Raw genomic sequence first — 21,999 nt, 5'->3', positions numbered from 1 at the left:
TTATTTTCTTTTAAGTCGATAGACTTTTAAGATTTCTTCTTTAGCCTTAGCTTCTTTGCCCTTTTTAATCTGATGGACTAAGCAGCCACCAAGATGATTTTCCATCAAGGCGTCTTCAACGCCGGATAGAGCTTGTTTAACAGCTGAGGTTTGAGTAATGATATCAATGCAGTAGGCATTACTATTTATCATTTCCTGTAAGCCCCTAACTTGACCCTCAATAATTTTGAGACGTCTTATAAGTTTTTGATTGTTGTTTGTCATATACCAAACAGTATATACCCCCTGGGGGTATTAGGTCAAGCCGATAAAAACGCTAACAAAAAACAAAAAACCTCCTTTCGGAGGTCTTTTGTTTTAACTTATTAACATTTTTTAGAATTCCATGCCAAGTCCACCATCTTCAATTTTAATATCTGTTGAAGTCGTGTTAGCTGGTACGTTGCTGGCTTGCAATAGATTACAGGCTTTAAGATCGCTGTTAAATGTCTGCCAGACATTGTCTCGGTATTTTTTAGTAGCTTCTTTTCCGCTTTCAATTGCTTTCTTAAAAGTTTCAACACAAACTTTATTAGCTTCTTTCTGCTCTTTAACGGTTGTTTTATCTAGAGCTGCTTTTTGGCAAGTAGTGCGAGTGTCAATTGTAGACAACAAAGTTGTTGTACCTGTTGTTATACCGCTCTTTAGAGTAGCGTCTCTTTTGTCAAAGGCGGTCTTAACGCATGATGCGGCTTCTGGTCGCACTAAGGCTTGATTATCGTCTTTTCGCATTCCCCATAAAGCATTACCTAGTTTCTTAACTTTTTCAAAATGCTCAATTTCTGATGGGTGAGTAATCTTTTCTAAGATTATTTTTCTCATGCCAAATAACTCCTTGCCCTTCTTTACGATGTTTGTAAAGTTAACAACATCGTCTGGCGAAGAGATTTTTTCTTGTTCTTTCTTAACCTCAACCATAGTTACTGGTTTATCGGCTTTCTTTTCGCCTTCTTTAGCCATGGCAACTGTGCCAAAAACTAAAGAAAACGCAATTAAAGCAAACAATATTTTTTTCATATTATTTTATTTTATTACCCCTAGCGAGGCATTGGATATTATTATATCACAATTTTAATTTTCTAATAAAATAAAAAATAGGCTTTCTAGATTTAGCCTATTTTACAGTCATTTTAATTGATTATCTTTAATGATAATCATAAGCGTCTTTGGCGCTTTTTATAGCATAAGCCGCTGTAATAGCGTCTTCTCGGGTTATTTTACCTTGGCTAAATTCCCTGCCTATTCGGTCCAGCTCACTAAACTCGTAGTCATTCCCCCCCATTGGGCCAAGCGCTACTTTGATAATATGGATAACAGCCAGGGGATCTTGCGGCATGCCAGTTTGTTCTATTTTAATATTTTCCATATTGTTAATATAATCCAATAAACCAAGAAAATCAAATATATAAAATTGTCCCTAAATGTAATTCAACCCTCCTTGAATAATCAAAGAGGGTTGTTTTTTAAAATTTCGTTCATAGAAATGAACCCAATGAACCTATTGCTACGTACTCCTCATTGTTTTTACCGATGTTCATTATAACACCACAAAGGGCCAGCAAAATAAACCAAATGCCTAATATGATCGAGGTTGATTCAGAGCCGGGACCAATTAAATTAAATGACCATTTTAGGAATGCATATACAAATACGTTGGCTATTAATGAGCCGCTGTAAGCTATTCTAAAAACCCTTTCTTCTTCTTTTCTTTCGATTAAGAAGAATGATGCAAGCGATAGAACGATAAATACTACAATGTAGGCCCATCCGTACCAGCCGTGAATTACATGTGTAAGAACGAGCCAAGTATAAATCATCGGCGAGAACAGAACTAGATAGATAAATAAATTTTCCAAAGAACTTTTTACGGTTTTCACTTCTAACTCCCATTTTAAGTTTAAGCAATAGCTAATAATTAACATAATATTTCTAATAAGTCAATAGTAAAAGCTTTAATGTAATTTAACATTAAGGCTTTTACTAAGCAATATACTGTTTTTTAAGCAGCTCTTAGGGTCTTTTGTAAGCGCTTATTATGTTGATGATAAAAGATTCTTTTAGCTATTTCAACTATGCCTAGGTATATGAGGACATAGCCGAAGATAAAGGCCATTAGTGAAATTGGTAGTGTTCCAAAACCCATAATTCTTCCAAGGAAAGTGAATGGAATTATCCAGGCAATTGCCACAGCTGACAAGGTAGTAATTAGTAAGGCCTTGCTTGGGCGACTCTTTATGAACGGAATTTTTTTGGTTCTTATTATATAGATAACTAGAATTTGTGTTGCGATAGATTCAATAAACCAACCAGTTTGGAATTGGCTTTCTCCTAAATGGTAAACCGAGAATAATAAGAAGAAAGTTAGGAAATCAAATAAAGAACTAATCCAACCAAAGACCAGCATGTATTTTTTAACAAAACCGAGATCCCAGTGAGTTGGTTTTAATAACTCATCTTCATCGACCGTGTCGGTTGGTAGTGAAAACTGTGAAGCATCGTAAATAAAATTGTTAAATAATATTTGACCAGGCAGCATCGGCAAGAAAGGCAAGAAGGTTGCGGCGCCCATCATCGAAAACATATTGCCAAAATTAGATGATAGACCCATCAAAATATATTTCAAAGTATTGTGAAAAGTTTTGCGACCTTCGATGACACCGTCTTTCAATGTTTCAAGATTTTTTTCTAATAAAATAATATCTGCAGTTTCTTTGGCAATATCGACGGCGTTATTAACTGAAACGCCAACATCGGCGGCGCGTAAAGCGGGCGCATCATTAATTCCATCACCTAAAAAGCCGACGGTTTTACCAGCCTTTTTTAGAATTAAAATAATTCTTTCTTTCTGTATTGGGTCAATGCGCGCAAAAATACTTAGATTTGGCAATTTGTTACTTAGCTGGTCATCATTTAACTTCTCCATTTCTTCACCAGTGATTGTTCCTTTAATATCAAGACCGATGTCGCGACAAATCTTTTCTGATAGTAATTCGTTATCACCGGTTAAAATTTTAATTTCTACACCGAGCTGTTCTAATTCAACAATTGTTTGTTTTACTGTTTCCTTGGCCGGATCGAGGAAGCTAAGAAAACCAATGAAGGTCATATTGTTTTCCTCATTTTTATCAAAAGATTTTTGACTATCATCGGCTATGATTTCTTTGTAGCAAAGAGCTAGTACTCTAAAGCCGTCTTTGCTTAAGTTTTCAAATTTTTCTTGAATTATATTGCTGGCTGATTTGTCCTTAACTATTTTATTGTCCAGCTCATATTGATTACAAATACTAATAACCGCTTCGGGCGCTCCTTTGGTGATTAGAAATTTCTTATCATCCTTCTTAACAACCATTGAGCTGCGGCGACGTTCAAAGTCATAAGGAATTTCATCAATTTTCTCAAATCCTACAACTTCTCCAGCTTGATATTCGTTAATAGCATTATCCATTGGGTTTTGAATTCCTGTGTGGAAATAGCTACTAGCCCGACCAAACTCTAGGACCTTAGCAGAATCCTTGCCTTCATAGTCAGTGTATTTAACCAAGCTGATGTGATTTTGAGTTAAAGTTCCGGTCTTGTCAGTACATAGAATATCCATGCTACCGAAGTTTTCAATTGAAGATAAGTGTTTTACGATAACTTTTTTCTTGGCCATCATTTTTGAACCGCGGCTTAAACAAAAAGTAATAATTGCTGGTAGCATGTCAGGTGTAACACCAAGCGTAACCGCCAGTGAAAAAGTTATAGCTTCTAGGATGGAATTTTTATTTAAATGCTGGAAATTTTTTATGAGGTAAACCATTAAAACGAAGCTCACCATATAAAAAACTAAGCGCATGATAAATAAACTGAACTTGGTTATGCTAATTTCAAAATTTGTTTTTGGCTCCGCTTTATCTAGTTCGCCAGCAATTTTACCAAACTTGGTTTCTTTGCCGGTTTTTAAAACTAAAGCAGTACCAAATCCACTAACCACGCTAGTTCCCATGAATATTACATTTTCATCTTCGGCCGTATTATTTTTGTTTATTCTTTTATTTGAAGCCACTTTCTCACAAGGCATTGATTCGCCAGTTAGGGCTGATTGATCAACGAAAAAGTCATCGCTTTCAACTAACTGGCAATCAGCTGGAATTATGTTTCCGGCTGATAGAAATAAAATATCATCAGGCACAACGTCGGCGAGAGGAAGCTCTTGTTTTTTACCATCACGTAAAATAGTAACTTTTGTACTAACGCGAGTGGCTAGTTTTTCTACGACTTTTTGTGATTTATACGAGTTAATGAAATCAAAGACGGCTGATAAAATTACCATCATAATAACAAAGATGGCGCTGGTTCTTTGTCCAATAACAAAAGATACCACTGAAATACTTATCATTAAGAGGAATAGTGGGCTGGTTAGTTTTTTGAAGAACATGACAAAGGAACTAAATCTTTTTTGTTTTGTAATGATGTTTGGTCCAAATTGTTTTAGCTTTAGGATCGCCTCAGAACTGCTTAGGCCCTGATATTTTTTAGCTTCAGCCATAGTTTGCTTTAGTGATTAACTAATTAAATATTAGCATCTCAGACAATAAAAAAATAGCCCTTTTTGGGCTATTTTGTCTTATTAACTAGAATTATATTAGTAATATATAGTGCAGAAGGCAATATGCAGTAATTAATGCACTGATAAGCAAGTATTTTTTATTATTTAGCAATAAACTAAAAGGAATGATTATGGTTGGATACCAGGGAGTTAGCCATTTTGTGGTAATAAAAAACAAGGCAACAAAAGACCAGACTATAAATTTAAGCGGCTCGTATCTCTTAATCAGGAACCAATATAGTATGAACAAGTAGGCCAACAAAAAAGTAATAATTTTAAAATAATCTCCAAACAAATTTGGCAAGTGATTACCCAGGCTATAGATTGGAGAGCATTTATAGAAACAGGCGTTGTTTATAAAGAGTACGTTTTGCTTTAGAAAATCCTGAGGCAGTAGATTTATGACTTTAAAAAATATTAGGCCAATAATTAACAAAAAAATATTTGATTTTACAAAAGATTTTAGATTGAATTTAGAGTTTTTAAACCAAATCAAGGGCCAAGCTAAAAATGTGCTGAATTTTATTAGCACTGCCATAGTCATGTAGCCAAGTTTTTTTAGCGGCTTGTCAGAAGTATATAAGAATAATAATAAGAATAATATTATAAATACCTCATTATGTCCCTCAAGAACCAGGTTAATGATCAAAGCTGGATTTAGTATAAATAGTAGATCAAGATAGGCCGGAGCATTTTCTCTTTGTCTTAGTTTAGAAAAAAGCCAAGCAGAAGCTAAAAAGGCAACTAGGGCAAATAGTTTGTAGGCGTAAATAAAAGCAAATAAGCTAGAAAAACTAATTAGCCAGGGAATAAAAGTAATTAATAAAAAAGCCGGGCCATAAGGCGAAGGTAGTGCCATCCACCAAACGTCACTTAGTTCTTTCGGGACCGTTGCCGCATTTAGTGGCGTAGTGTAGGGATTTTGAATGTTGGTGTAAATTACTTCGGCGTTCAAGGCGTAAGCCGTAGTATCAACCGCTAATAGTGGAGGCGATATAAAGCAGAGAAATAAAACAATGAATATAGCAATTTTAAATTTTTTGTCTAGCGTTGTCTTGGCTATAAGCAATATTAGCCAAGTTAAAAGTAGAAAAATAAATAATAGCTCTGTTGTCTCGAATTGGTAATGAGAGAAGGTCTCCAGTGTTATGGCTAAAAAGTTGCTTCTAAAAAAAGATATAATCTCTAAAAATAAATATATTAAAACAATAAGCAAGGTTAATAGCTTTAAGGATAGTTCTAAAATGTTCTTTGGTAGTTTAATAAGATTTTAACTTTTTTGACTTAAAGCTTTTTTCTCTTCAATTTCTTTAATTGACAGGAAAAAGAAAACAACTATTAGAATTGCTGTATTTAATGGTGCTAACCAAAAAGGAAAAACCTGCCCTAAACTTTCCGCAATCATTAATCCACCTAACATGCCGATTGAATACATCGCTCCATTTTTTAAATAAGCATACTTAGAAATAATATTCATACCGCGAACAGTAAATTCACGAACTACAATTGCACCTATGCCGTTACCAATAATAATCAAAGGAACGCTCATAGTAAAAGCAAAGGCACCAATAACGCCATCGATTGAGAATGACGCATCTAAGATTTCTAAGTATAGAATTTTACTCCAGGCACTCATCCGGGTATTCTTTATTAGGCTGTTTTCAGCTTTCTCGGCATTTTTTCTAAATCCATCAGTTATGAAGAAGGCAGTTAGTCCGATCGTCGCCGCTAGAGCTAACATTGGGTCTATTTTTAAGGACAGCCAGACAATTAAAACCGTACAGAGCGAAGTTATAGAATAAAACCAGAGCCCTTGTTTATGAATAAAGCTTTCTACTAAAAAAGCATATTTCTTTTCTTCTAAAAAAAGCCAACTTAAAAAAGTTAGCCAAAGATAAACGCCACCACCAAGAAGCAACAAGCCTTTAGAAGCCTCTAAATAGCCAATTATTCTTGGATCATTAGACCAGACAGCCGTAAAAACTTCAATGATGTTAAAAGCAGGATTAGCAAACCAAACAATTAAAAATGGCAGTAATCCGCGCACTAAGACAATGGCAAATAAAAGTCCCCAGAAAAGAAATATCTTTCGATATTTTTCTGGCATGGTTTTTAAAACATGCGCGTTTACTACAGCATTATCAATGCTGCTGATAATTTCAAATAAGCATAGACCGAAAATTGTGATGAAAATTGACCAGAACATAATGGGCTTAGTTTGTGTTATTTTACTTCTTAATTATACATCAGTTTTTTAGTATTAAAAAACAGCCCCGATTTTTAGGACTGCTTTTTTGAGCTTATTTAAGGATAAAAGTGGTGCTTGTGAGCTTTTGTTTTATTAAAGCTAGGTCTTGCTCTGAATATTTGTTTCCCGCGAGGTTCATGGTTTTAAGATTTTTTAGATTTCCTAATTCGCTAGGTAAGCCCGTTAGTTGGTTGTTTGATAAATCTAGTGTTTGCAAATTTGTAAGTCGGCCAATTTCAGCTGGTACACCGGTCATTAAGTTATTGTTCGCTTTAAGTACTTTTAGGTTTTTTAGATTGCCGATTTGAGATGGCAAAGCGCCAGTCAATTGATTGTTTGATAAATCCAACGTTTCTGTATTTGTTTTATCAAAGGTCGACATCGGCACTTTAGTTAATTTCTGACCACTAAGATTTATGGTTGCCCCCGTAGCTATGTCGTCCAGCTTTGTTTTAGCTGTTTCTACTAATTTATCCTTTTGTTCTTGAGCTACATTATTAATCTCCTGCTTTTTTTCATCAACAAAATTCGAGACAAGTGAACAACCACTTATTGCCACAACGCACATTAATAGCACTGGCAGTATAATTTTTTTCATATAATTTTCTTATTTTACTTGTTATTTAGTGTTTATAGTATAGTCCATTAATGGGTTAAGCGCCATTAAGCTAATGGTTGACAAGGTGTAGTAAAAATGATATTTTTTATGATTAAGATCTTTGAAAAATACTATTTTATTAAATTTTTAGGTTGGTTTTCTTTGGTCTATTTAAGCCCAGGGAAAACTAACTTAATTACAAATAAAAATAATCATAAACAATGAGTACATTTAAAGAATATCTTGCACAACCACCATCTCTGGCTGCACGTTTAGACTCCGCTTTTAAGCGCTTGAATATTGAGAAGAAAAAACAGTTAGAGATATTTAGTTTTTTAGCTCCGCTAAAAATTAAAGACATCCAGACTTATAAGCACAGCCTCAGGGTCGGTATATTAGCAGCTGAAATTGGTCAGCTTATGCACCTAGATCAGAAAGCCTTGCTCTATTCTGGGTTGCTGCATGATATTGGTAAAGCCCTAACTAATTCAAATACCTTGAAAAAAACCGAGGCTTACAATGAAAAGGACTATGAAGCAATTAAAGATCACGTACTAGATGGCTATAAAATGCTTCAAGGCTGTTTTGATTTTGCTGCGGAGATAATTATTTGGCATCATAAGTTTCAGGCCAATGAATATCCTAAAGAAATGCCATCAAGACTACATGATTATAGCAGGGGAACAGAGGTTAAGATCCCGTTTTATGGTCGATTGATTTCTTTGGTTGATTTTTATGATGCTCTTCATCGTTCAAACAAAAAATTTGCAGATCAGGCAGATTTAAGCGGCGAGGAAATGAAAAAAAGATTAATTAATTTTAATCCTGACGCGAAAACCTTGATAGAAAAGTTCTATCAATCAGGTATTTTTACAACCAAGTTAATAGCCTAATTTTTTTTAATTAAAAAGCCCTGTTGCAATAGCGCAACAGGGCTTTTATCATATTTGGGCTAATAATTAATTTTATGCTTAAACTGCCAAATGTTTTGTAAGATAAAGGCGACTAGAACAAAGCCGCCAAAGGCATTGGTTAAGACAAGTAATTGAGCCGATTTAGTCACCGGGAACATTAAAGGGTTAAATAAAAATATCATGGTGCTGTGAAAAAATAGATTTATCGGATCTAGTTTAATAAGTTCTGTAAAGCTATGCGGTTCGGTAACCAATAAAAACCAATACTGGAAAGCAAAATAAGCGACAAATAGAAAAACAATTGAAATTAAACCAATGATCATGTTGGTGGATTCATCAATGTCTCTGATAACTTCAACCGCCAAGAACAAAATACCAAAGGATGACAATATTCCAAAAATAATTATGGTGGCTAGTCTTAGGTCTTCATAATCAGGGTGTAGACCCAAAAACCAAATTAGGATACTTTCAAGCGCTAAAGCAAAAATAAAGTATCTAAAAAACTCCCAGAAATTAATTTTATTAACATTTCGCTGGTGAAGTAACTTCTTTAAAAATTTTTTCATAAATTTAAATTTTAGGATCTTGTATTGTTAACTCAAAATCCTTAGGAAAAATATTTTTACAAATGTGGAAAATACCAAAAGCAATGAAGGTTGCTGAAAAAACGTCAATCGAATAGTGTAGATGACCTAGTAATACCGCAATGCCACCAACTAAAGAACAGCTAAAGAAAAAATAGCGTAATTTCTTTTGCTCCCAAAATATAAAAGCCATTAAAAATGGCAGGCCAGTGTGAGCCGAAAAAAATAAATCATTGCCCGAGCTGATTTGTGAAATAAGATCACCCGGGTTTATGTAAATTTCTCCCAAAGGTGGCGCTAGATGAGTTAGAACCATAAAAAAAGATCTCACTAAAATAAAAACCGCAATACTTTTTACAGCAAAGGGTAGGTGTTTTGGTTCGTACGAAAAAATAGCAATTAGAGCAATTATGAAAAGTATAGCTCCTTCGGAAAAAATTAGATGAACATCAATTACCGGAATGTTGTCTAAAATAATATCAGTAACATAGTTACTAGCGTTGTTAGCAACGTATGAATTGGCGTAATGATTTATAAAGAAAGCGATAATTAAAAATACTATGCTTAAGGCAACGTTAAAAATGAAGCTTTTTTTTAACCAATAAACTTTATGCTCTCGCCACATAATTTTCTGTCAGTCTCTATAATACTATTTATTATATAATAGCCAGGTTTTTTAAGCCATTAGGAGGCTAATCGCCTAGTCTTTTTTCTTGTTTCGCTTGTGAATTGTCGGTTTATTTACTAAAATATCTTTAGCTTTAAAGTTTTCTTTGTCTTCCTCGTCCCCAATAATTCGTATTCTTTCACCTTTATTTAATTTAATTTTTTCATTGAGTTTGGATTTGGAATAATCAATACGCCAGACATTGTCATCAGCATCCTCTAAAATTAGCTCCTTTTTCTCAGTGTCTACCTTTTTTAATTCGCCGGATATTAAACCCGCTTTTGGCTGTGACCAGCGATTAGTTTGTTGGTTAACAATTTTTTTATAAATCGGAACATTAACCGTTAATAAACGATCAATTTCCTCGCTCCCGCCATAAGCATAAGCCGTGCCGCCGATTATAGAACAAAGCACTAGATAGATAATAGATAGTCTTAATAAGCTATAGCGATAGCCATGCTTTGTTTTTCGCATGTAAAAGTATGCTAGTACGATGAAGCCAGCTAATATGACTAACCAAAAATAAGGCAGGGTTAATAATATAAAGTAAGCTAAATTTTTCGTAACCAAATCATAAGCCTCCCAGTCATTATTTATTATAAGAAAAAATAATATAGAACTCGAAATGCTGCCAACCACGACAGATAGCAAGACACCAAACCAAATTAATATTTGCTTTGTTATAAATTGCCAGCGTGGTTTTGGTTTTAACTTATCATCTGTCACGCGGTGCAAGATTGATTGTGCTAAATTAGGATTGGTCATATGTTTGGTATAGGCTGCGGAATTGAGTTTTGGCTCGATTGAGCCAGCTGGCTACGGTGCCCGGCGGTTTTTGTAAGATATCAGAGATTTCATCGTAGTTTTTTTGTTCTAAATATTTTAGGATTAGTACGTCACGATAGTTGGGTGATAGCTTGTTTAAAGTTTCTTGAATTTTTTCATTGGCTAATGTTTGGTCAATTCTATTAATACCTTCATCTTCCCAAAACTCATTCCATTTTTCATCACCTTCAATGTCTAATCCAACTTCATATTTAACCGAGCGTTTACGGAAGTGGTTAATTGTTTCGTTATGCACGATACGATAGAGCCAAGATGAAAACTTCAACTTAGGATCAAAGTCATTTAAGTTTAAATAAAGTTTGATAAAGGCTTCTTGTAGAACATCATCAATATCTGTTTCGTCTAATCTGGCTAAACGACTGACATAACGCCGCAAAGGAGCTTGATAACGATTAACTAGCTCAGCAAAGGCTGCCTGGTCTTTAAGCGCAAGCTTAGCCAATATCTCATCAGAGTTTGATGGTAGATTATTCTGTTTTTCTGCGTTGTCCGTAGTCATAGCTTTCAGTATAACAAAACGCAGCTAGAGGGGTAAGCTGCGTTTTGTTGGGGCTTTATTTATTTGGTCATTACATTAACCCTACCCTTTATTCCTAAATCGGTTCTGATCAACTTAAAGTCATTGTGTATTGTCTTTAAGTTATTTTTAATGTCCTTTAATATAGTTTTGCTTTGTGTTGGATAATCAGCTGGCTTTAGGTTTTGTGCTTTAATCATAGTTGAACTAATAAGGCTGCTAGTTTTTGAAGCATCAGTTTTTGCTTTAGCTAGACCGGCCTCCATCTTTGCGATTAAAGCAGCATCTCCGTTACTGGCTTTAAGAGCGTCGATCTTAGTTTGGTAATTAGTAAAAGTAGTAGTTTGTATTTTATCAAGGTTGTTACTGTTCATGTCGATTATTCTTAGAGCATTTAGCTTTGGCATAAAGACTCCATAAATACGATAGTCAGTAAACATTGAACTTAGGTCAGCTTTAGCTAGAGCTAAGTCTGTTTCAGCTACTAGTTTTGTTTTCAAATTAGTTAGACCGTTAATATTTTCATCAATCATTGCGATTAATGATGTTTTTTGATTAGCGCTTAGTTTTGATTTGTTGATCGAGGTCTTAGCTCTATTTAGAGCATTGAGCCTCATATCAATCATGTTGCTACCCTTAGTAATAACAGTTTTTAAGTTACTCTCATTTTTAAGTGCAGTTTCATCTTCTCTTGAAGCCATTGGAAAGTTTTCATTAAAATCCTTTGGTGTTTCAATATTTATTTTTTGTGAATGAGCCTTGCCTTTGAAGTTATCATTATCTTGTCCTTTAGCTTGGACTACTCCAAAACCAGCTAAAGAGGAAATCGTTATAATAGCGATTATAAGAGCTAGATTTTTCTTCATATATTTATAATTAATAGTTAGTTATCTTTTGAAAGTCTTTCGACCTTTCTACTCTTATTACGTCCCTGGTGGTAGTTTTCTTGCAATAGCAAAAAAGCCTTAAATAAGGCTATTTTTTTGGCTTTTATGTTGTTTATTTAAATAAGAAGTAAGTGCCCAACACTATAATAGCAATGGCTGATACTTTTTGAATAAGTATTGTTTTACTGATATTTTCTCTATAGAACTTAGGCACCAGTAGGGTTAGTATGAGACCATATAATAAAACAAAAAATGGCTGGAAGCTATTTACTACCCAAACTAAAACCAAAGGAGCTAGCAAGCTAGCGAAATTAGCAAATAGTTTAGCAATAATATTTAATATTTCAGCCAAGAAGTTTACACTAATGACGGATTTATTTTTTTTAATCATGCCAACAAATTGACGGCGATACAATGGTATACAAAAAAATAAAAATAAAACAAAAATAGTTCCACCAATGTATTCCCAGAAAGCTGTTCCCCAAAAGTTTTCTTCTAAAGCAATGATTTTAAAGACTAAACCATTAGTGGCAATCATGAGCGATGATAGCGCCATTAAGAGGAGCGGCTTTAATTTAATCCTTATCTTAGAAGAGAAATCTAGAGATATACTGACTGCACCAATAATTATTAATGATGAGCCAATAAGTTGCCAGAAGGAAAGTTGTTCATGTAAAAATATTAGACCTAAGAAATAGCCGAAAACCGGAATCAGTTGATAGAGTGTTGAAACGGTTGAAGCCTCTTCTTTTTCCATGGCATGCAAATAGGGAATAAAAGAAGCCACTAACAAAGCACCATTTATAGCAATAAAAAAAGCTGGGGCAGCGCCGAGATTTATAGAACTATATTTTAGTGCGATTATAAAAATAGAAACCACAAAACCTGAGAGGCCTGTGAACATAACTAAAGAACCAATGCCTTTGCCGTGGAAATATTTAGTAATAATGAATTTGTCGATGTGGTTAACTAGCGCCCAAATTAATGGCCCAGCTAAAGCAAATATAATCCAGTTCATAATATTTTATTCCCAGAATAATAAAACTATAGCGATAACTCCTAAAACCAAACCAATTATTTGAAATTTATTAACTGGTTCTTTGTAAAATAGTATTCCTAGAATGACGGCGATGATCGCCGTAGCTACAGAAAATATGATAGCGCCGCGACCTAGACCAGAACCATTTTTTAAAGCAAATAACCAAAAGGAGTTAGCAATTAAATATGAAGCTAGACTAGTGACGGCAATCCAGGTTGTCCTTTGTAAGGACCAATTTTTAGCAAAAATATCAGCGACTATTTCAAAAATTATTAGCAGCGATAATGGGATAATCCAGCTGATCATATTTTTAATTCTTTAATTGCCCAATCAAAAATTTCCTTATGTTTACCAATCTCAGGATGAAATTGAATACCTATGATTGGTTTTGAGGCATGTTTAAATATTTCTACGCAATCAGGTGAGCTAGCTAATTCAAGTAAATCTTTAGGTAAATTTTTTGCTCCGATTTTATGATGCTCAATTACTTTTATATGATTACTCTCAATTATTGTTTTAAGATTTTTGTCTGAGACATTGAGCTTAACTTCTCCGTCTAAGCTATGAGATAGTTCCTCAAGCTTGCCATCAAAAGACTTTATTATAAGTTCGGCGCCAAGACAGATTCCGATAATTGGTGTTTTACTATTTTTTATTAAATCAATTTCTTGTTTGTAAAAATTTGGATGACGCAAAGCTGTTGGCATATTAAAACTGCCTGACAAAATTATTGAATCAAAATTTTCTATAGCAAAACCTTTATCAAAGGTTTCTTTATTAATTATCTTTGGAAGATTACTAAAGCAATTAGTTAGCTCTAAAAGATGTTCGCTATGGTTGTCGATAATTAAAATTTTCATTTACTTAGCATTTCTTTTAGTGCTCTCGAGTTATTAAAATATTTTATTTTAGATCTCTCTTTATGACCTTCTTTAATAAAATTTTTCATAGTTTTGCCAGTTATGCCGCCGCTACCTTTTAAAATAAATATATCCTTGCTTATTCCGCTAAGTATTGTTACCTCAAACATTGTCCCAACTCGGCCGCCAATAATTATGGCGCAATCAACATTTAAGCACATATCTAATGATCGTAAATAATTATCGATTACTAATAACTTCTTATTAAAATATTTTTTCTGAAAAATAACTTTTGTGTATTTTGACAAGTCTACTTTATGAAACTTTAAGTGGTCAGCTAATTTAAGACCGGTAGCACAAGAAACTGCTTTGCCCTTATTTTTAAGAGCTGACATAGCTACAAGATGAGGGTAGCCTTCGGTGCCCCCGGTAACTACAATATTGCCATTGAAGCAATGGCCTCGCCAATTTCTTTGGCTAGTTTAATTATTTTTTTGTTGTCAGCTTTAGTTCTGCCAAATACTCCAATTTTCATAATGTAGTCTATTTTTTATTTTTAAACTTAAACCAACCAACAATAATAGGTAGAATAAAGGTGATTATATAATATAGATAAACATCTAATTTATAATAGCCATCAACGGTTTTTAAAAGTTTAACTAAAAATATATAGTCTAGAATTATTGCCATGATTGTCCAGATAATAGCTAGGCCAAAATAACAAGTAAATGAATCTCTTTTAATTTTTTTAAGTAAGACCCAAAGAGTTAGAGCTATGCCAAATGGCATGATATACCAACCAAGTAATTCTTTTGGTACCAGGGCAAAAAATACAAAACCTAGAACATAGCCAAAGAGCCAAAGAATAAATCCCCAAAAAACAGTATTTAGAAAGATTTTTTTATTATCCATAAAGATAGATGTTAATGTTTATCTAGCTAAATTATATCACCAAAAAAAATAACCCCAATTTAGGGCTGTTTTATTAGATTTTTTTGCTAAGGTATTTTAAAATTAGTCTTTTATGCAGCGCACAGAAAGTCCATCAGTTCTAACGTCGCGGTCGGTTTTAATATTTTTTAGAGTGGATTTAACCCCGGTAAACATACCAAGCCCAGCATTTTCTGATGACGGGGCTGAGGTCCATAAAACTGCGTAGCTACCGTAGTCGTAAAATGATCCATCACCATTGCGAAATCCGGATGGTAGTAAGGTGAAATTGTAAATATCGGTTCCATCCCAGGCAATAGGTGTTTGGTCAGCTTTTGCTTTTAGCTTTTCTCCTGCTTCAGTACAGCTACAAATATTGCCAAGGTCACATCTAATTTCGCAGCTAGATTGGCTTAACTGGGCTAGTGATTGCCACTCACTAATACTTGGTATATGCCAACCGGTAGGACAAATTCCCCGTGTTTGATTGCCAATAGTATAACTACCACTAGTTGGGCAGCTTATGGTGTAGGTGCCATTGCCGTTATTGACCGAACCTGCACTATTACAGTCATATGGCAAACCCAAGGCTTCCGCCCATTCATAAAGGCCACCATTATTTAAACAATTTGCATTGTTATTACTATAACAATATTTTTCTATTAAATTATTGTCAGTTTGGCACGACCAATTCAGATAGAGGGGCGCTGAGGGGTTGTGACATAGGGGCTCAGAGTTGTTGCTATCTATTTTGGTTCCTATGTTTAAATTTTTAGCCATCCAGCATTGAGAGCCGATTAAAGTTGTTGGGTATGATTCATTTTCGTAAGATAGATTGTCGCCACAGGAAAATGGCGCTGGCCCGGCGTAGCCATTACTGAGAGTAAATTTAAAAGGGTTAAAATAAAGATTTACGCCGCAAGCGATTTTAAGATTATTGATATTTGAGTTATTAATTAATCCAGTGCTGTTTTCTAGATAACAATTTTGTCCCAAGTATTTTTGCTTAATTTCAATATTAAAGCTTGTATTGTTAGTTAGTTTGCTCTTAAGAGTAAACTAACTACTTTCTCCTGGGTTAATTGTTATGTCTTCGTTATTATTTATAAATATGGTGATAGGCAGAGTAATCCCGGTTACTGCGCCACTAATAGTAAAGTTAGCTTCAGGTGTTTTAATTAAATTGTTTGTATTTGGGCTTAATTCTATTTTGTTAAATTTTTTGTTTACAAAATTTCTAGTAGCAGGACCAAAGTAACCATTGCTAGGAATAATTTTGTTAGTTTTTTGAAATTTAACCAAAGCATTTTTAGTGGCTGGGCCGAAATTGTTTGTTTCTTTATTTTTAGAGCCAGGACCAGATTTAGCGACAATGAAACCATTGGTATTAAGATATTTTTGCAGCTCCTTGACTTCACTATTAACATTGCCTAAAGCCAGGTTTTTGTTAAATACAAAACCGCTAGCCACGGCCATGTTTAAACTTGAGCCGAGAAATAAAATGCTAGACAAAATTATTATTCTAATTAACGATATTTTATTCATGATTTAATTATACCATAAACGAAATATGCCTAGTTTTATAACAAATATTGACATGATTCAAATATCATTGTAGATTGATGAATCAAACAAACATAAATTTACAATTGAAAAAAACAAACAGTACTTTTAAAAAAGTCCTTGAAACAGTCTCTAAAATAGATGGCTGGTTAACAGGCAGAGAAGCTAAAGTTTTATATTCTTTAGCGAAAAAAGTTCCAGACTATCAAGCCATTGTTGAGATTGGTAGCTGGAAAGGGCGCTCTACTGTTTGTTTAGGTAGCGGTACTCGTGACGGCAAAAAAGCAATGGTTTATGCGATCGACCCTCATACTGGCTCATCAGAACATAAAATAATGTTTGGTGAAGATATAAGTACGCTGCAAGATTTTCAAAAGAATATTCTTGAGGCAGGGCTTAGTGAAAGGGTTAGGTTGGTTCAAAAAACATCAGTTGAAGCGTCTAAAAAATTTAATGGACTCGTTGGTTTAATTTTTATTGACGGAGAACACAAATATTCATACGTTCAGGCTGATGTTGATTCTTGGTTTGCCAAAGTTATTGATGGTGGAAGCATTGCTTTTCATGATTCTTGGCATTTGTTAGGACCAAACATTGCTTCAGCAAAACTACTTTTATTTTCTAAGGAAATCAGAAACCCGAAATTGATTGATACAATTACGGTTTTTGAAAAAGTTGGTAAAAATACTTTTGCTAATAGACTTTATAATGTAGGCTTTTTAAGTTTCCGCACATTATTTGGTTTATTCTTCTTTTTAAGAATTAAGTTTGGAAATTTAGGAGGATCGCGTGGCTAATATGTCGCGGATCCTCTTTTTTTATTTAAAAAACAGCCCGAAAGGGCTATTTTATATTTGGGTCGTTGATGAACTTATTTCTTGCTATTTTTTGTCTTTATTTCTTCGTCGCTATTCTTATTATTGTACCAGCTAAGTAATTGTTTAGACAAGATATGAATATCTTTGCGCGCCCTGGCAACACTGGCGGGGGCAAAGTCATCCGCTCTTTTTGACATAATGTCAGCTGAGTATTTGCTAGCGTTTTCTTTTCTTACACCAGCAATACTGTAGTGACGGTAAATTCTAGGTGTAACCGTGGTAAGATTGGAAAAAATTTTAGCCCCTAGTTTTTTTTCTGTTTCCTTTATTTTTTCTTCTAAGTTTTGTTTATACTCTCCCAGAAAAGATATAGAAGCTATGTCGTATTCTATCTTGTTGCCTTGAAGTCCTTTTGTCATAGCCGACAGACTATTCCCGGTATTTATTGTATCGGTAACGATTAGTGCTCTTTTTTTATCTTTAATGTTTTTTGAAATATGTTTATTGGTGTCATATAGAATTTTTCTAAAAGCATTAGGATCTGCGTCATTGTATGAAGTCCCGGCAAACTGCCCAGCAATGAAAAGCAATTTTGGTTTTTCGATTTTTTTATCCTTGTTTATTTTACTGATTATTTCATTAAAAATTAATGCTGGTATTCTTCCTGAGGCGTCATCGCCAATAATAGCGTCGTAGTTAGTATTTTCTAGATCCATTTGCTTTATAATCTCTTTTATAGGATTCTCCAGTTGTTTTATTTCTCGAAGCTTTATATGTTCTTTGTCCTTTGTTTCTTTGTTTAAGTTTTCAAATCTATCTATGTTGTCGAAAACAGATTCTCCTTTACCTTTGGCGACGAGCTTGTCGGCTACTGCTTGATTTAATTTTTGAAGTTTTTCAATTTTATTAACAACTAAGCCTTCTTTGTTCTCATCAATTAGTTTATTTGCCAAGATGGCATGATCAACATTTGGAAATTTTTTTATATTTTCTAATATTTCTTCAGCTGCTCCATTTTGCATTAATTCATCAAGTATTTTTTCTTTATTAATATCTTTGAATTTTTCCCAATTACTGATAATAGGACTCCAATGCTGCCTAGCTATTAACCTAGCTATTAGCGACTCTTGATCGATTGTTGGAAATTTTTCTAGAGAGTAAGCTAGCTCCCAATCGTGACCTTTCTCAATGAGTTTATCAATGACAGTTTGATCTAAATTTTGGAATTTTTCAAAATTATCTATGACATATTCTCCATCTCCTTCATCAATCAATCTATTGGCAAGCTCGATGTGATTGAGATTGTTAAAATCTTCTAAATGTTCAGCCACAGTACCGCCCGCCCATAACTCGATAAGTTTATTTGCTATAAACTGGTGTGAGTTTTTATGCTCTTTCAGATAATTTTTTAAGTCTAATTGTGAGCTAGTAAAAGTCGCTCTATCATAGTATTCCTCTGGGTCATATTCGTCTAAAAGCTCCTCTAGTCTTTTTCCTATGGCTAGGTTTTCTATGCTTTCTTCATTCTCTTCTACTAAAATATCACCAAGGGCAGAGTCTTTTTTGTTGATATTTGAAATTATTTCCTGATTTTTCATATAAAGTAATTATAGCCTTTTTCTAAAAAATAAAAAACAGCCCAAAAAGGGCTGAATTATAAATAGGTCGCCGATGAGCTTATCTTGTAAACCGGAATTATACTTACTGTATTAATCTTTTTATTGGATTAATAAAGAAATATTTGAAAAATCCACACCACCTTGTTCCTTTGATATGTCCTGAAACGTGAGTTTTTTTCCAAACATCAGGAAAGACATTCTGGGCATGATATTTGATTCTTAGTTTGTTATACCAGTCCTTATTATAGATGGACCAGAATTCATTTTCCGTGTAATAAGCATGAGCATATAACATTTTTCTTCCACCATTTCTTTTTGCAAAAGCTTCTAATTTTCTGTTTGATTTAATTGGGTCTAGTAGATATTTATTTGTTTGTCCGTATATACCAATATCGATTAGTAATTTGTCTTTAATATAATGAGGTGATAATTTTTGCTCTTTATCAGTTGCTTTTATTGGGCATAACCAGACAGGATAAATTTTTTCATTTTGTTCGTTATATTTTAAACTGTTTAGTGTTTTATTAAATGGTAGGTATATATCTTGAACAAAATAATTCTGTGAGACATTTAATGTTTGCAGGGCTTCAAATAATTTATGAGTTTTAGCATAATCATTAAAAATAAATCTAGTTAACTTATTGTCAGGAACGCCAAGCAGCGGGAAGGCAAATTCTCCCATCCAATACGCACCGCGATCGTAGCGAAAGCAATAATCAGCTAATGGTATAAGCTCCTCTTGCGGTTGCTTTCTTCTGGTAATCAATTTTACTCTTCTGTGAAACCAGGGTTCAGATATTTTAGAATAAGATTTGATGGGTAGATTTTCTGAGTCAGTATTTTTTCCGGTCATAACCACCCCATGAGACTTATCGTAGATAATAGCATCTATGTAGTCATTTTTATTTTCAGTAGCTTTGGTCTTAATTAACTCAATCGTTTCCTTAAATGATCCTGTTGGGTAGTAGTTAAGTTTAACGTATTTTTTAGCTTTAAGCAGTTTAATTTTTAGCAGAGAAATAAAGCCCAGGGTGCCATAAGATCCGGAAATGCCGTAGAATAAATCAGAGTTTATTTTTTTTGAAGCGCGTATTATTTTCCCATTGCCTAATATAATTTCATATTCCTCGCAAGTGTCACTGAGCTGCCCGTATTTAAAAGATGAGCTTTCTAGACTTGCGCCATTGACAGCGCCACCACAAGTAATTTTTGGGAACTCCATAACAACTGGAGGTATTAAATTATATTTAACAGTAGCTGCTACTAGTTTCTCCATGGAAACATTTGGTTCAACTAGTACATATTTTTCTTTAACATTAATCTCAATAATTTCATTCAAATCAGAAATATCAATTAACTGATCTTGTTTGTTGTTAGGTCGAGTAGAATTAGTGCTTTTATGATAAAAATTAAGCTGCCCTTGCTTAGTAGCTAGGGAATATTTTTTAATCAAACTAGATATTCGTTTTGTTTTGTTTTTGTGTTCTAGATGCTTGTCCATGTGTGATTATTTCAATTTAATTATATCACAAATACTCACACCCAACTTTTGCTCGAAGCTAAGGCATGTCAATACAAACTAACTTAAGTTAATTTTTATGTTTTACTATTAAATAGATAATTAAACCGAATAATATTCCTGCGCCTGCTCCAAGCAGCAAGCCATAATTACCGCAGGCTTCGTAGCCGCGCAAACCAAATGAATTGCAGCAAAAGCAGTTGCAGCTTTTTCCTGGCATATCACAATCGTTTGCGCCAAAACTAACAAATCTAAAAAAGCCAATTGAAGCAAAAATTAAAGCTCCGACAATGGCGAATAAGAAGGGGTAGATGAATTTTTTCATGCTTATTTATAAGTTATAATATTTTCCATTGCCCTTCGATACATCTTGCTGCTGAAGTTCCGCCGTAGGGAATATTATTTTTATAATAGGTAACATGAATTTCATCGGTCGAACTTTCGCCTTCTGGGTGTCTGCCTTTTCTCATGTAAGCATATTCAAGAAGTTCGCCCTCTAATTCACCGGGTACAGTAACTTCTAATATATATAGGCCTTTTTCATCCTCGAGTTTACGAATTTCTGTGTACTCTTTTTTGATTAATTCTTTGAATACAGAATTAACTTCTTCTGGTGTTGGAACATGTTCTTGTGGTATTTCAGGCAAAATAATTTGTTCGTTTGTCATATGTTTTATAATTTATCACCAACAATTAAATGAAAATGAAGATGCGGCGTGTCTTGAAATTTCCCTAGGTTAGTAATTAATTTAATTCCTTGATCTTTATCTAAACTTTTAGAAATATCACGAGCTGTTTTTAAGATCTCGGTTACTATGCTGATTTCATCATCAGCTAAGGATATTAAATCTATAATATGCTTCTTAGGAATAATAACGATGTGAGTTTTATAAGAGGGCTTTGTATGATTAAAGGCTAAAATATTCTCAGATTCAAAAACTACTTCTACTTTTGTTTTATTTGATAAAACTTCTTCACAATAAAAATCGTATTTAGCTTCCATAATTTATAAGGTTAAGTTGATAGCCCATTTATCTTTGCCTTCCCAGGCATCAATGATATGACCATAGCCTAATTCAATACACCAATTTTCAGTGTCTTGCAAAAGTTTTTGTTGAGTTTTTAAATCGCTCGTTTCTAAAACAATAGAAATCAATTTAATAAAATCATTATGTTCCCAGGGTAGTTTTTCTAAAGGATATTTTAGTAATTCTTTTTCAGTATAACCAAGAAAAGGTCGATGTCGACCGTTAATTCCAAAAACCAAAGTTAATAGATCAAGGATTGAATTAGTAGCTTCGAGACGGGCGCCGAATTCGTTTTTATTGCGCAAGGCTTTAATAGAACGAAACACGCCGTTAATATAACCATCAATCCACCATTCAATAAATTGTTTTTGTTTATCACTTGGTATATAGCCCTTATCTTTAATAAGCTCTTCTAGATTTTCTATTTTGTTTATCAATATTTTTACATGAGCAAAAGTATATCTATCCCAAGCCATAGAACTATCCCAGGTAGCGTAATTTTTAAAATCAGTCAGCGTGAAAATATTTAAATCCATGTCAACGGATTTTTTATTTTTATACTGTTGCATAATTTCTTCGCTCGCTTTGTCGCTTAAAATTATTATGGCGTCAAAATCAGAGTGCTCATTTTCAAATCCTTTACCACGCGAGCCAACTAAAATCATTCCTAAAACGTTAGAATCATTTTCGGCCTCACTCACTATGCTATTAAATTCTAGTTCTAAATTATTCACG

General features: G+C 33.8%; 28 protein-coding genes. 2 read left to right on the top strand and 26 right to left on the bottom strand.

From position 1 onward, the window contains the following. From NTY12_04640 to NTY12_04605, 8 genes are all read right to left on the bottom strand, one after another. The gene (locus NTY12_04640) at positions 1–264 is read right to left on the bottom strand and encodes a metal-sensitive transcriptional regulator (GenBank protein ID MCX6793284.1); all 264 of its coding nucleotides are present in this window, start codon (positions 262–264) and stop codon (positions 1–3) included. Positions 265–375: 111 nt separating this feature from the next. Beyond that, the gene (locus NTY12_04635; GenBank protein ID MCX6793283.1) at positions 376–1,056 is read right to left on the bottom strand and encodes a hypothetical protein; all 681 of its coding nucleotides are present in this window, start codon (positions 1,054–1,056) and stop codon (positions 376–378) included. A 127-nt stretch (positions 1,057–1,183) separates the two neighbouring features. Beyond that, a complete protein-coding gene (locus tag NTY12_04630) occupies positions 1,184–1,405 on the bottom strand; it encodes a hypothetical protein (GenBank protein MCX6793282.1) in 222 nt (73 codons plus the stop codon). 109 nt (positions 1,406–1,514) lie between these two features. Then, entirely contained in the window at positions 1,515–1,961 is a 447-nt protein-coding gene (locus NTY12_04625; GenBank protein ID MCX6793281.1) for a hypothetical protein, read from the bottom strand. Between the two features lie 77 nt (positions 1,962–2,038). Continuing rightward, complete coding sequence (gene mgtA / locus NTY12_04620; protein ID MCX6793280.1) at positions 2,039–4,567, bottom strand: magnesium-translocating P-type ATPase; 2,529 nt, start codon at positions 4,565–4,567, stop codon at positions 2,039–2,041. A 91-nt stretch (positions 4,568–4,658) separates the two neighbouring features. Then, entirely contained in the window at positions 4,659–5,696 is a 1,038-nt protein-coding gene (gene mptB, locus NTY12_04615) for a polyprenol phosphomannose-dependent alpha 1,6 mannosyltransferase MptB (GenBank protein ID MCX6793279.1), read from the bottom strand. A gap of 201 nt (positions 5,697–5,897) precedes the next feature. Further along, positions 5,898–6,836, bottom strand: a complete 939-nt coding sequence (locus NTY12_04610) for a DUF475 domain-containing protein (protein MCX6793278.1) — start codon at positions 6,834–6,836, stop codon at positions 5,898–5,900. Between the two features lie 91 nt (positions 6,837–6,927). Then, positions 6,928–7,473: a leucine-rich repeat domain-containing protein gene (locus NTY12_04605; protein ID MCX6793277.1), complete on the bottom strand. Its 546-nt coding sequence runs from the start codon at positions 7,471–7,473 to the stop codon at positions 6,928–6,930. Between the two features lie 221 nt (positions 7,474–7,694). On the opposite strand from NTY12_04605, the gene NTY12_04600 reads away from it, so the two are divergent. Continuing rightward, a complete protein-coding gene (locus NTY12_04600; protein ID MCX6793276.1) occupies positions 7,695–8,366 on the top strand; it encodes an HD domain-containing protein in 672 nt (223 codons plus the stop codon). Positions 8,367–8,425: 59 nt separating this feature from the next. Here the strand turns inward: NTY12_04600 and NTY12_04595 are convergent, their stop codons facing one another. From NTY12_04595 to NTY12_04540, 12 genes are all read right to left on the bottom strand, one after another. After that, positions 8,426–8,953, bottom strand: coding sequence for a hypothetical protein (locus NTY12_04595; GenBank protein ID MCX6793275.1), 528 nt, complete (start codon positions 8,951–8,953; stop codon positions 8,426–8,428). 4 nt (positions 8,954–8,957) lie between these two features. Then, the gene (locus tag NTY12_04590; GenBank protein MCX6793274.1) at positions 8,958–9,596 is read right to left on the bottom strand and encodes a phosphatase PAP2-related protein; all 639 of its coding nucleotides are present in this window, start codon (positions 9,594–9,596) and stop codon (positions 8,958–8,960) included. Between the two features lie 75 nt (positions 9,597–9,671). After that, entirely contained in the window at positions 9,672–10,403 is a 732-nt protein-coding gene (locus tag NTY12_04585; protein MCX6793273.1) for a hypothetical protein, read from the bottom strand. Then, the gene (locus NTY12_04580; GenBank protein ID MCX6793272.1) at positions 10,390–10,983 is read right to left on the bottom strand and encodes an RNA polymerase sigma factor; all 594 of its coding nucleotides are present in this window, start codon (positions 10,981–10,983) and stop codon (positions 10,390–10,392) included. The genes NTY12_04585 and NTY12_04580 overlap by 14 nt, the downstream gene beginning before the upstream one ends. Before the next feature lie 59 nt (positions 10,984–11,042). Further along, entirely contained in the window at positions 11,043–11,867 is an 825-nt protein-coding gene (locus tag NTY12_04575; GenBank protein ID MCX6793271.1) for a hypothetical protein, read from the bottom strand. Between the two features lie 133 nt (positions 11,868–12,000). Further along, entirely contained in the window at positions 12,001–12,906 is a 906-nt protein-coding gene (locus NTY12_04570; protein ID MCX6793270.1) for an EamA family transporter, read from the bottom strand. A gap of 6 nt (positions 12,907–12,912) precedes the next feature. Continuing rightward, a complete protein-coding gene (locus tag NTY12_04565) occupies positions 12,913–13,233 on the bottom strand; it encodes an SMR family transporter (GenBank protein MCX6793269.1) in 321 nt (106 codons plus the stop codon). Further along, positions 13,230–13,787, bottom strand: coding sequence for a gamma-glutamyl-gamma-aminobutyrate hydrolase family protein (locus NTY12_04560; GenBank protein MCX6793268.1), 558 nt, complete (start codon positions 13,785–13,787; stop codon positions 13,230–13,232). Before NTY12_04560 ends, NTY12_04565 begins: the two co-directional genes overlap by 4 nt. Next, positions 13,784–14,182: a hypothetical protein gene (locus NTY12_04555; GenBank protein MCX6793267.1), complete on the bottom strand. Its 399-nt coding sequence runs from the start codon at positions 14,180–14,182 to the stop codon at positions 13,784–13,786. The genes NTY12_04560 and NTY12_04555 overlap by 4 nt, the downstream gene beginning before the upstream one ends. 148 nt (positions 14,183–14,330) lie before the next feature. Then, positions 14,331–14,699, bottom strand: coding sequence for a hypothetical protein (locus NTY12_04550; GenBank protein MCX6793266.1), 369 nt, complete (start codon positions 14,697–14,699; stop codon positions 14,331–14,333). Positions 14,700–14,801: 102 nt separating this feature from the next. After that, positions 14,802–15,713 carry a hypothetical protein gene (locus tag NTY12_04545; GenBank protein MCX6793265.1) on the bottom strand — a complete coding sequence of 304 codons (912 nt, stop codon included), beginning with the start codon at positions 15,711–15,713 and terminating at the stop codon, positions 14,802–14,804. A 63-nt stretch (positions 15,714–15,776) separates the two neighbouring features. After that, positions 15,777–16,262 carry a peptidoglycan-binding domain-containing protein gene (locus NTY12_04540; GenBank protein ID MCX6793264.1) on the bottom strand — a complete coding sequence of 162 codons (486 nt, stop codon included), beginning with the start codon at positions 16,260–16,262 and terminating at the stop codon, positions 15,777–15,779. A 104-nt stretch (positions 16,263–16,366) separates the two neighbouring features. On the opposite strand from NTY12_04540, the gene NTY12_04535 reads away from it, so the two are divergent. Continuing rightward, positions 16,367–17,077: a class I SAM-dependent methyltransferase gene (locus NTY12_04535; protein MCX6793263.1), complete on the top strand. Its 711-nt coding sequence runs from the start codon at positions 16,367–16,369 to the stop codon at positions 17,075–17,077. 74 nt (positions 17,078–17,151) lie between these two features. Here the strand turns inward: NTY12_04535 and NTY12_04530 are convergent, their stop codons facing one another. The 6 genes from NTY12_04530 to NTY12_04505 form a co-directional block, all read right to left on the bottom strand. Next, positions 17,152–18,696 carry a hypothetical protein gene (locus NTY12_04530; GenBank protein MCX6793262.1) on the bottom strand — a complete coding sequence of 515 codons (1,545 nt, stop codon included), beginning with the start codon at positions 18,694–18,696 and terminating at the stop codon, positions 17,152–17,154. Positions 18,697–18,799: 103 nt separating this feature from the next. Beyond that, positions 18,800–20,218: an FAD-binding protein gene (locus NTY12_04525; protein ID MCX6793261.1), complete on the bottom strand. Its 1,419-nt coding sequence runs from the start codon at positions 20,216–20,218 to the stop codon at positions 18,800–18,802. An 88-nt stretch (positions 20,219–20,306) separates the two neighbouring features. Next, the gene (locus NTY12_04520; GenBank protein MCX6793260.1) at positions 20,307–20,561 is read right to left on the bottom strand and encodes a hypothetical protein; all 255 of its coding nucleotides are present in this window, start codon (positions 20,559–20,561) and stop codon (positions 20,307–20,309) included. A gap of 13 nt (positions 20,562–20,574) precedes the next feature. Then, positions 20,575–20,904, bottom strand: a complete 330-nt coding sequence (locus NTY12_04515; protein ID MCX6793259.1) for a hypothetical protein — start codon at positions 20,902–20,904, stop codon at positions 20,575–20,577. 5 nt (positions 20,905–20,909) lie between these two features. Further along, positions 20,910–21,239 (bottom strand): HIT domain-containing protein, encoded by a 330-nt coding sequence (locus NTY12_04510; protein MCX6793258.1) that lies wholly within the window; start codon positions 21,237–21,239, stop codon positions 20,910–20,912. A 3-nt stretch (positions 21,240–21,242) separates the two neighbouring features. Further along, positions 21,243–21,998, bottom strand: coding sequence for a nucleotidyltransferase domain-containing protein (locus tag NTY12_04505; protein MCX6793257.1), 756 nt, complete (start codon positions 21,996–21,998; stop codon positions 21,243–21,245). Position 21,999: the final 1 nt, after the last annotated feature.

It is taken from the genome of Candidatus Falkowbacteria bacterium, from assembly GCA_026396835.1.
In the GTDB taxonomy this organism is placed as follows: domain Bacteria; phylum Patescibacteriota; class Patescibacteriia; order Patescibacteriales; family Patescibacteriaceae; genus Patescibacterium.
The sequence above is the reverse complement of the archived record's forward strand: the minus strand, read 5'-3'. Positions and strand labels throughout refer to the sequence as shown.

Coding starts and splice junctions, on each gene's coding strand:
- NTY12_04560 (MCX6793268.1), bottom strand. CDS start 13,787: ATGAAAATTTTAATTATCGACAACCATAGCGAACATCTTTTAGAGCTA.
- NTY12_04540 (MCX6793264.1), bottom strand. CDS start 16,262: ATGAATAAAATATCGTTAATTAGAATAATAATTTTGTCTAGCATTTTA.
- NTY12_04580 (MCX6793272.1), bottom strand. CDS start 10,983: ATGACTACGGACAACGCAGAAAAACAGAATAATCTACCATCAAACTCT.
- NTY12_04550 (MCX6793266.1), bottom strand. CDS start 14,699: ATGGATAATAAAAAAATCTTTCTAAATACTGTTTTTTGGGGATTTATT.
- NTY12_04510 (MCX6793258.1), bottom strand. CDS start 21,239: ATGGAAGCTAAATACGATTTTTATTGTGAAGAAGTTTTATCAAATAAA.
- NTY12_04565 (MCX6793269.1), bottom strand. CDS start 13,233: ATGATCAGCTGGATTATCCCATTATCGCTGCTAATAATTTTTGAAATA.
- NTY12_04575 (MCX6793271.1), bottom strand. CDS start 11,867: ATGAAGAAAAATCTAGCTCTTATAATCGCTATTATAACGATTTCCTCT.
- NTY12_04590 (MCX6793274.1), bottom strand. CDS start 9,596: ATGTGGCGAGAGCATAAAGTTTATTGGTTAAAAAAAAGCTTCATTTTT.
- NTY12_04625 (MCX6793281.1), bottom strand. CDS start 1,961: ATGTTAATTATTAGCTATTGCTTAAACTTAAAATGGGAGTTAGAAGTG.
- NTY12_04630 (MCX6793282.1), bottom strand. CDS start 1,405: ATGGAAAATATTAAAATAGAACAAACTGGCATGCCGCAAGATCCCCTG.
- NTY12_04530 (MCX6793262.1), bottom strand. CDS start 18,696: ATGAAAAATCAGGAAATAATTTCAAATATCAACAAAAAAGACTCTGCC.
- NTY12_04605 (MCX6793277.1), bottom strand. CDS start 7,473: ATGAAAAAAATTATACTGCCAGTGCTATTAATGTGCGTTGTGGCAATA.
- mgtA (MCX6793280.1), bottom strand. CDS start 4,567: ATGGCTGAAGCTAAAAAATATCAGGGCCTAAGCAGTTCTGAGGCGATC.
- NTY12_04555 (MCX6793267.1), bottom strand. CDS start 14,182: ATGTCAGCTCTTAAAAATAAGGGCAAAGCAGTTTCTTGTGCTACCGGT.
- NTY12_04595 (MCX6793275.1), bottom strand. CDS start 8,953: ATGAAAAAATTTTTAAAGAAGTTACTTCACCAGCGAAATGTTAATAAA.
- NTY12_04635 (MCX6793283.1), bottom strand. CDS start 1,056: ATGAAAAAAATATTGTTTGCTTTAATTGCGTTTTCTTTAGTTTTTGGC.
- NTY12_04570 (MCX6793270.1), bottom strand. CDS start 12,906: ATGAACTGGATTATATTTGCTTTAGCTGGGCCATTAATTTGGGCGCTA.
- NTY12_04640 (MCX6793284.1), bottom strand. CDS start 264: ATGACAAACAACAATCAAAAACTTATAAGACGTCTCAAAATTATTGAG.
- NTY12_04585 (MCX6793273.1), bottom strand. CDS start 10,403: ATGACCAATCCTAATTTAGCACAATCAATCTTGCACCGCGTGACAGAT.
- NTY12_04515 (MCX6793259.1), bottom strand. CDS start 20,904: ATGACAAACGAACAAATTATTTTGCCTGAAATACCACAAGAACATGTT.
- NTY12_04520 (MCX6793260.1), bottom strand. CDS start 20,561: ATGAAAAAATTCATCTACCCCTTCTTATTCGCCATTGTCGGAGCTTTA.
- NTY12_04525 (MCX6793261.1), bottom strand. CDS start 20,218: ATGGACAAGCATCTAGAACACAAAAACAAAACAAAACGAATATCTAGT.
- NTY12_04600 (MCX6793276.1), top strand. CDS start 7,695: ATGAGTACATTTAAAGAATATCTTGCACAACCACCATCTCTGGCTGCA.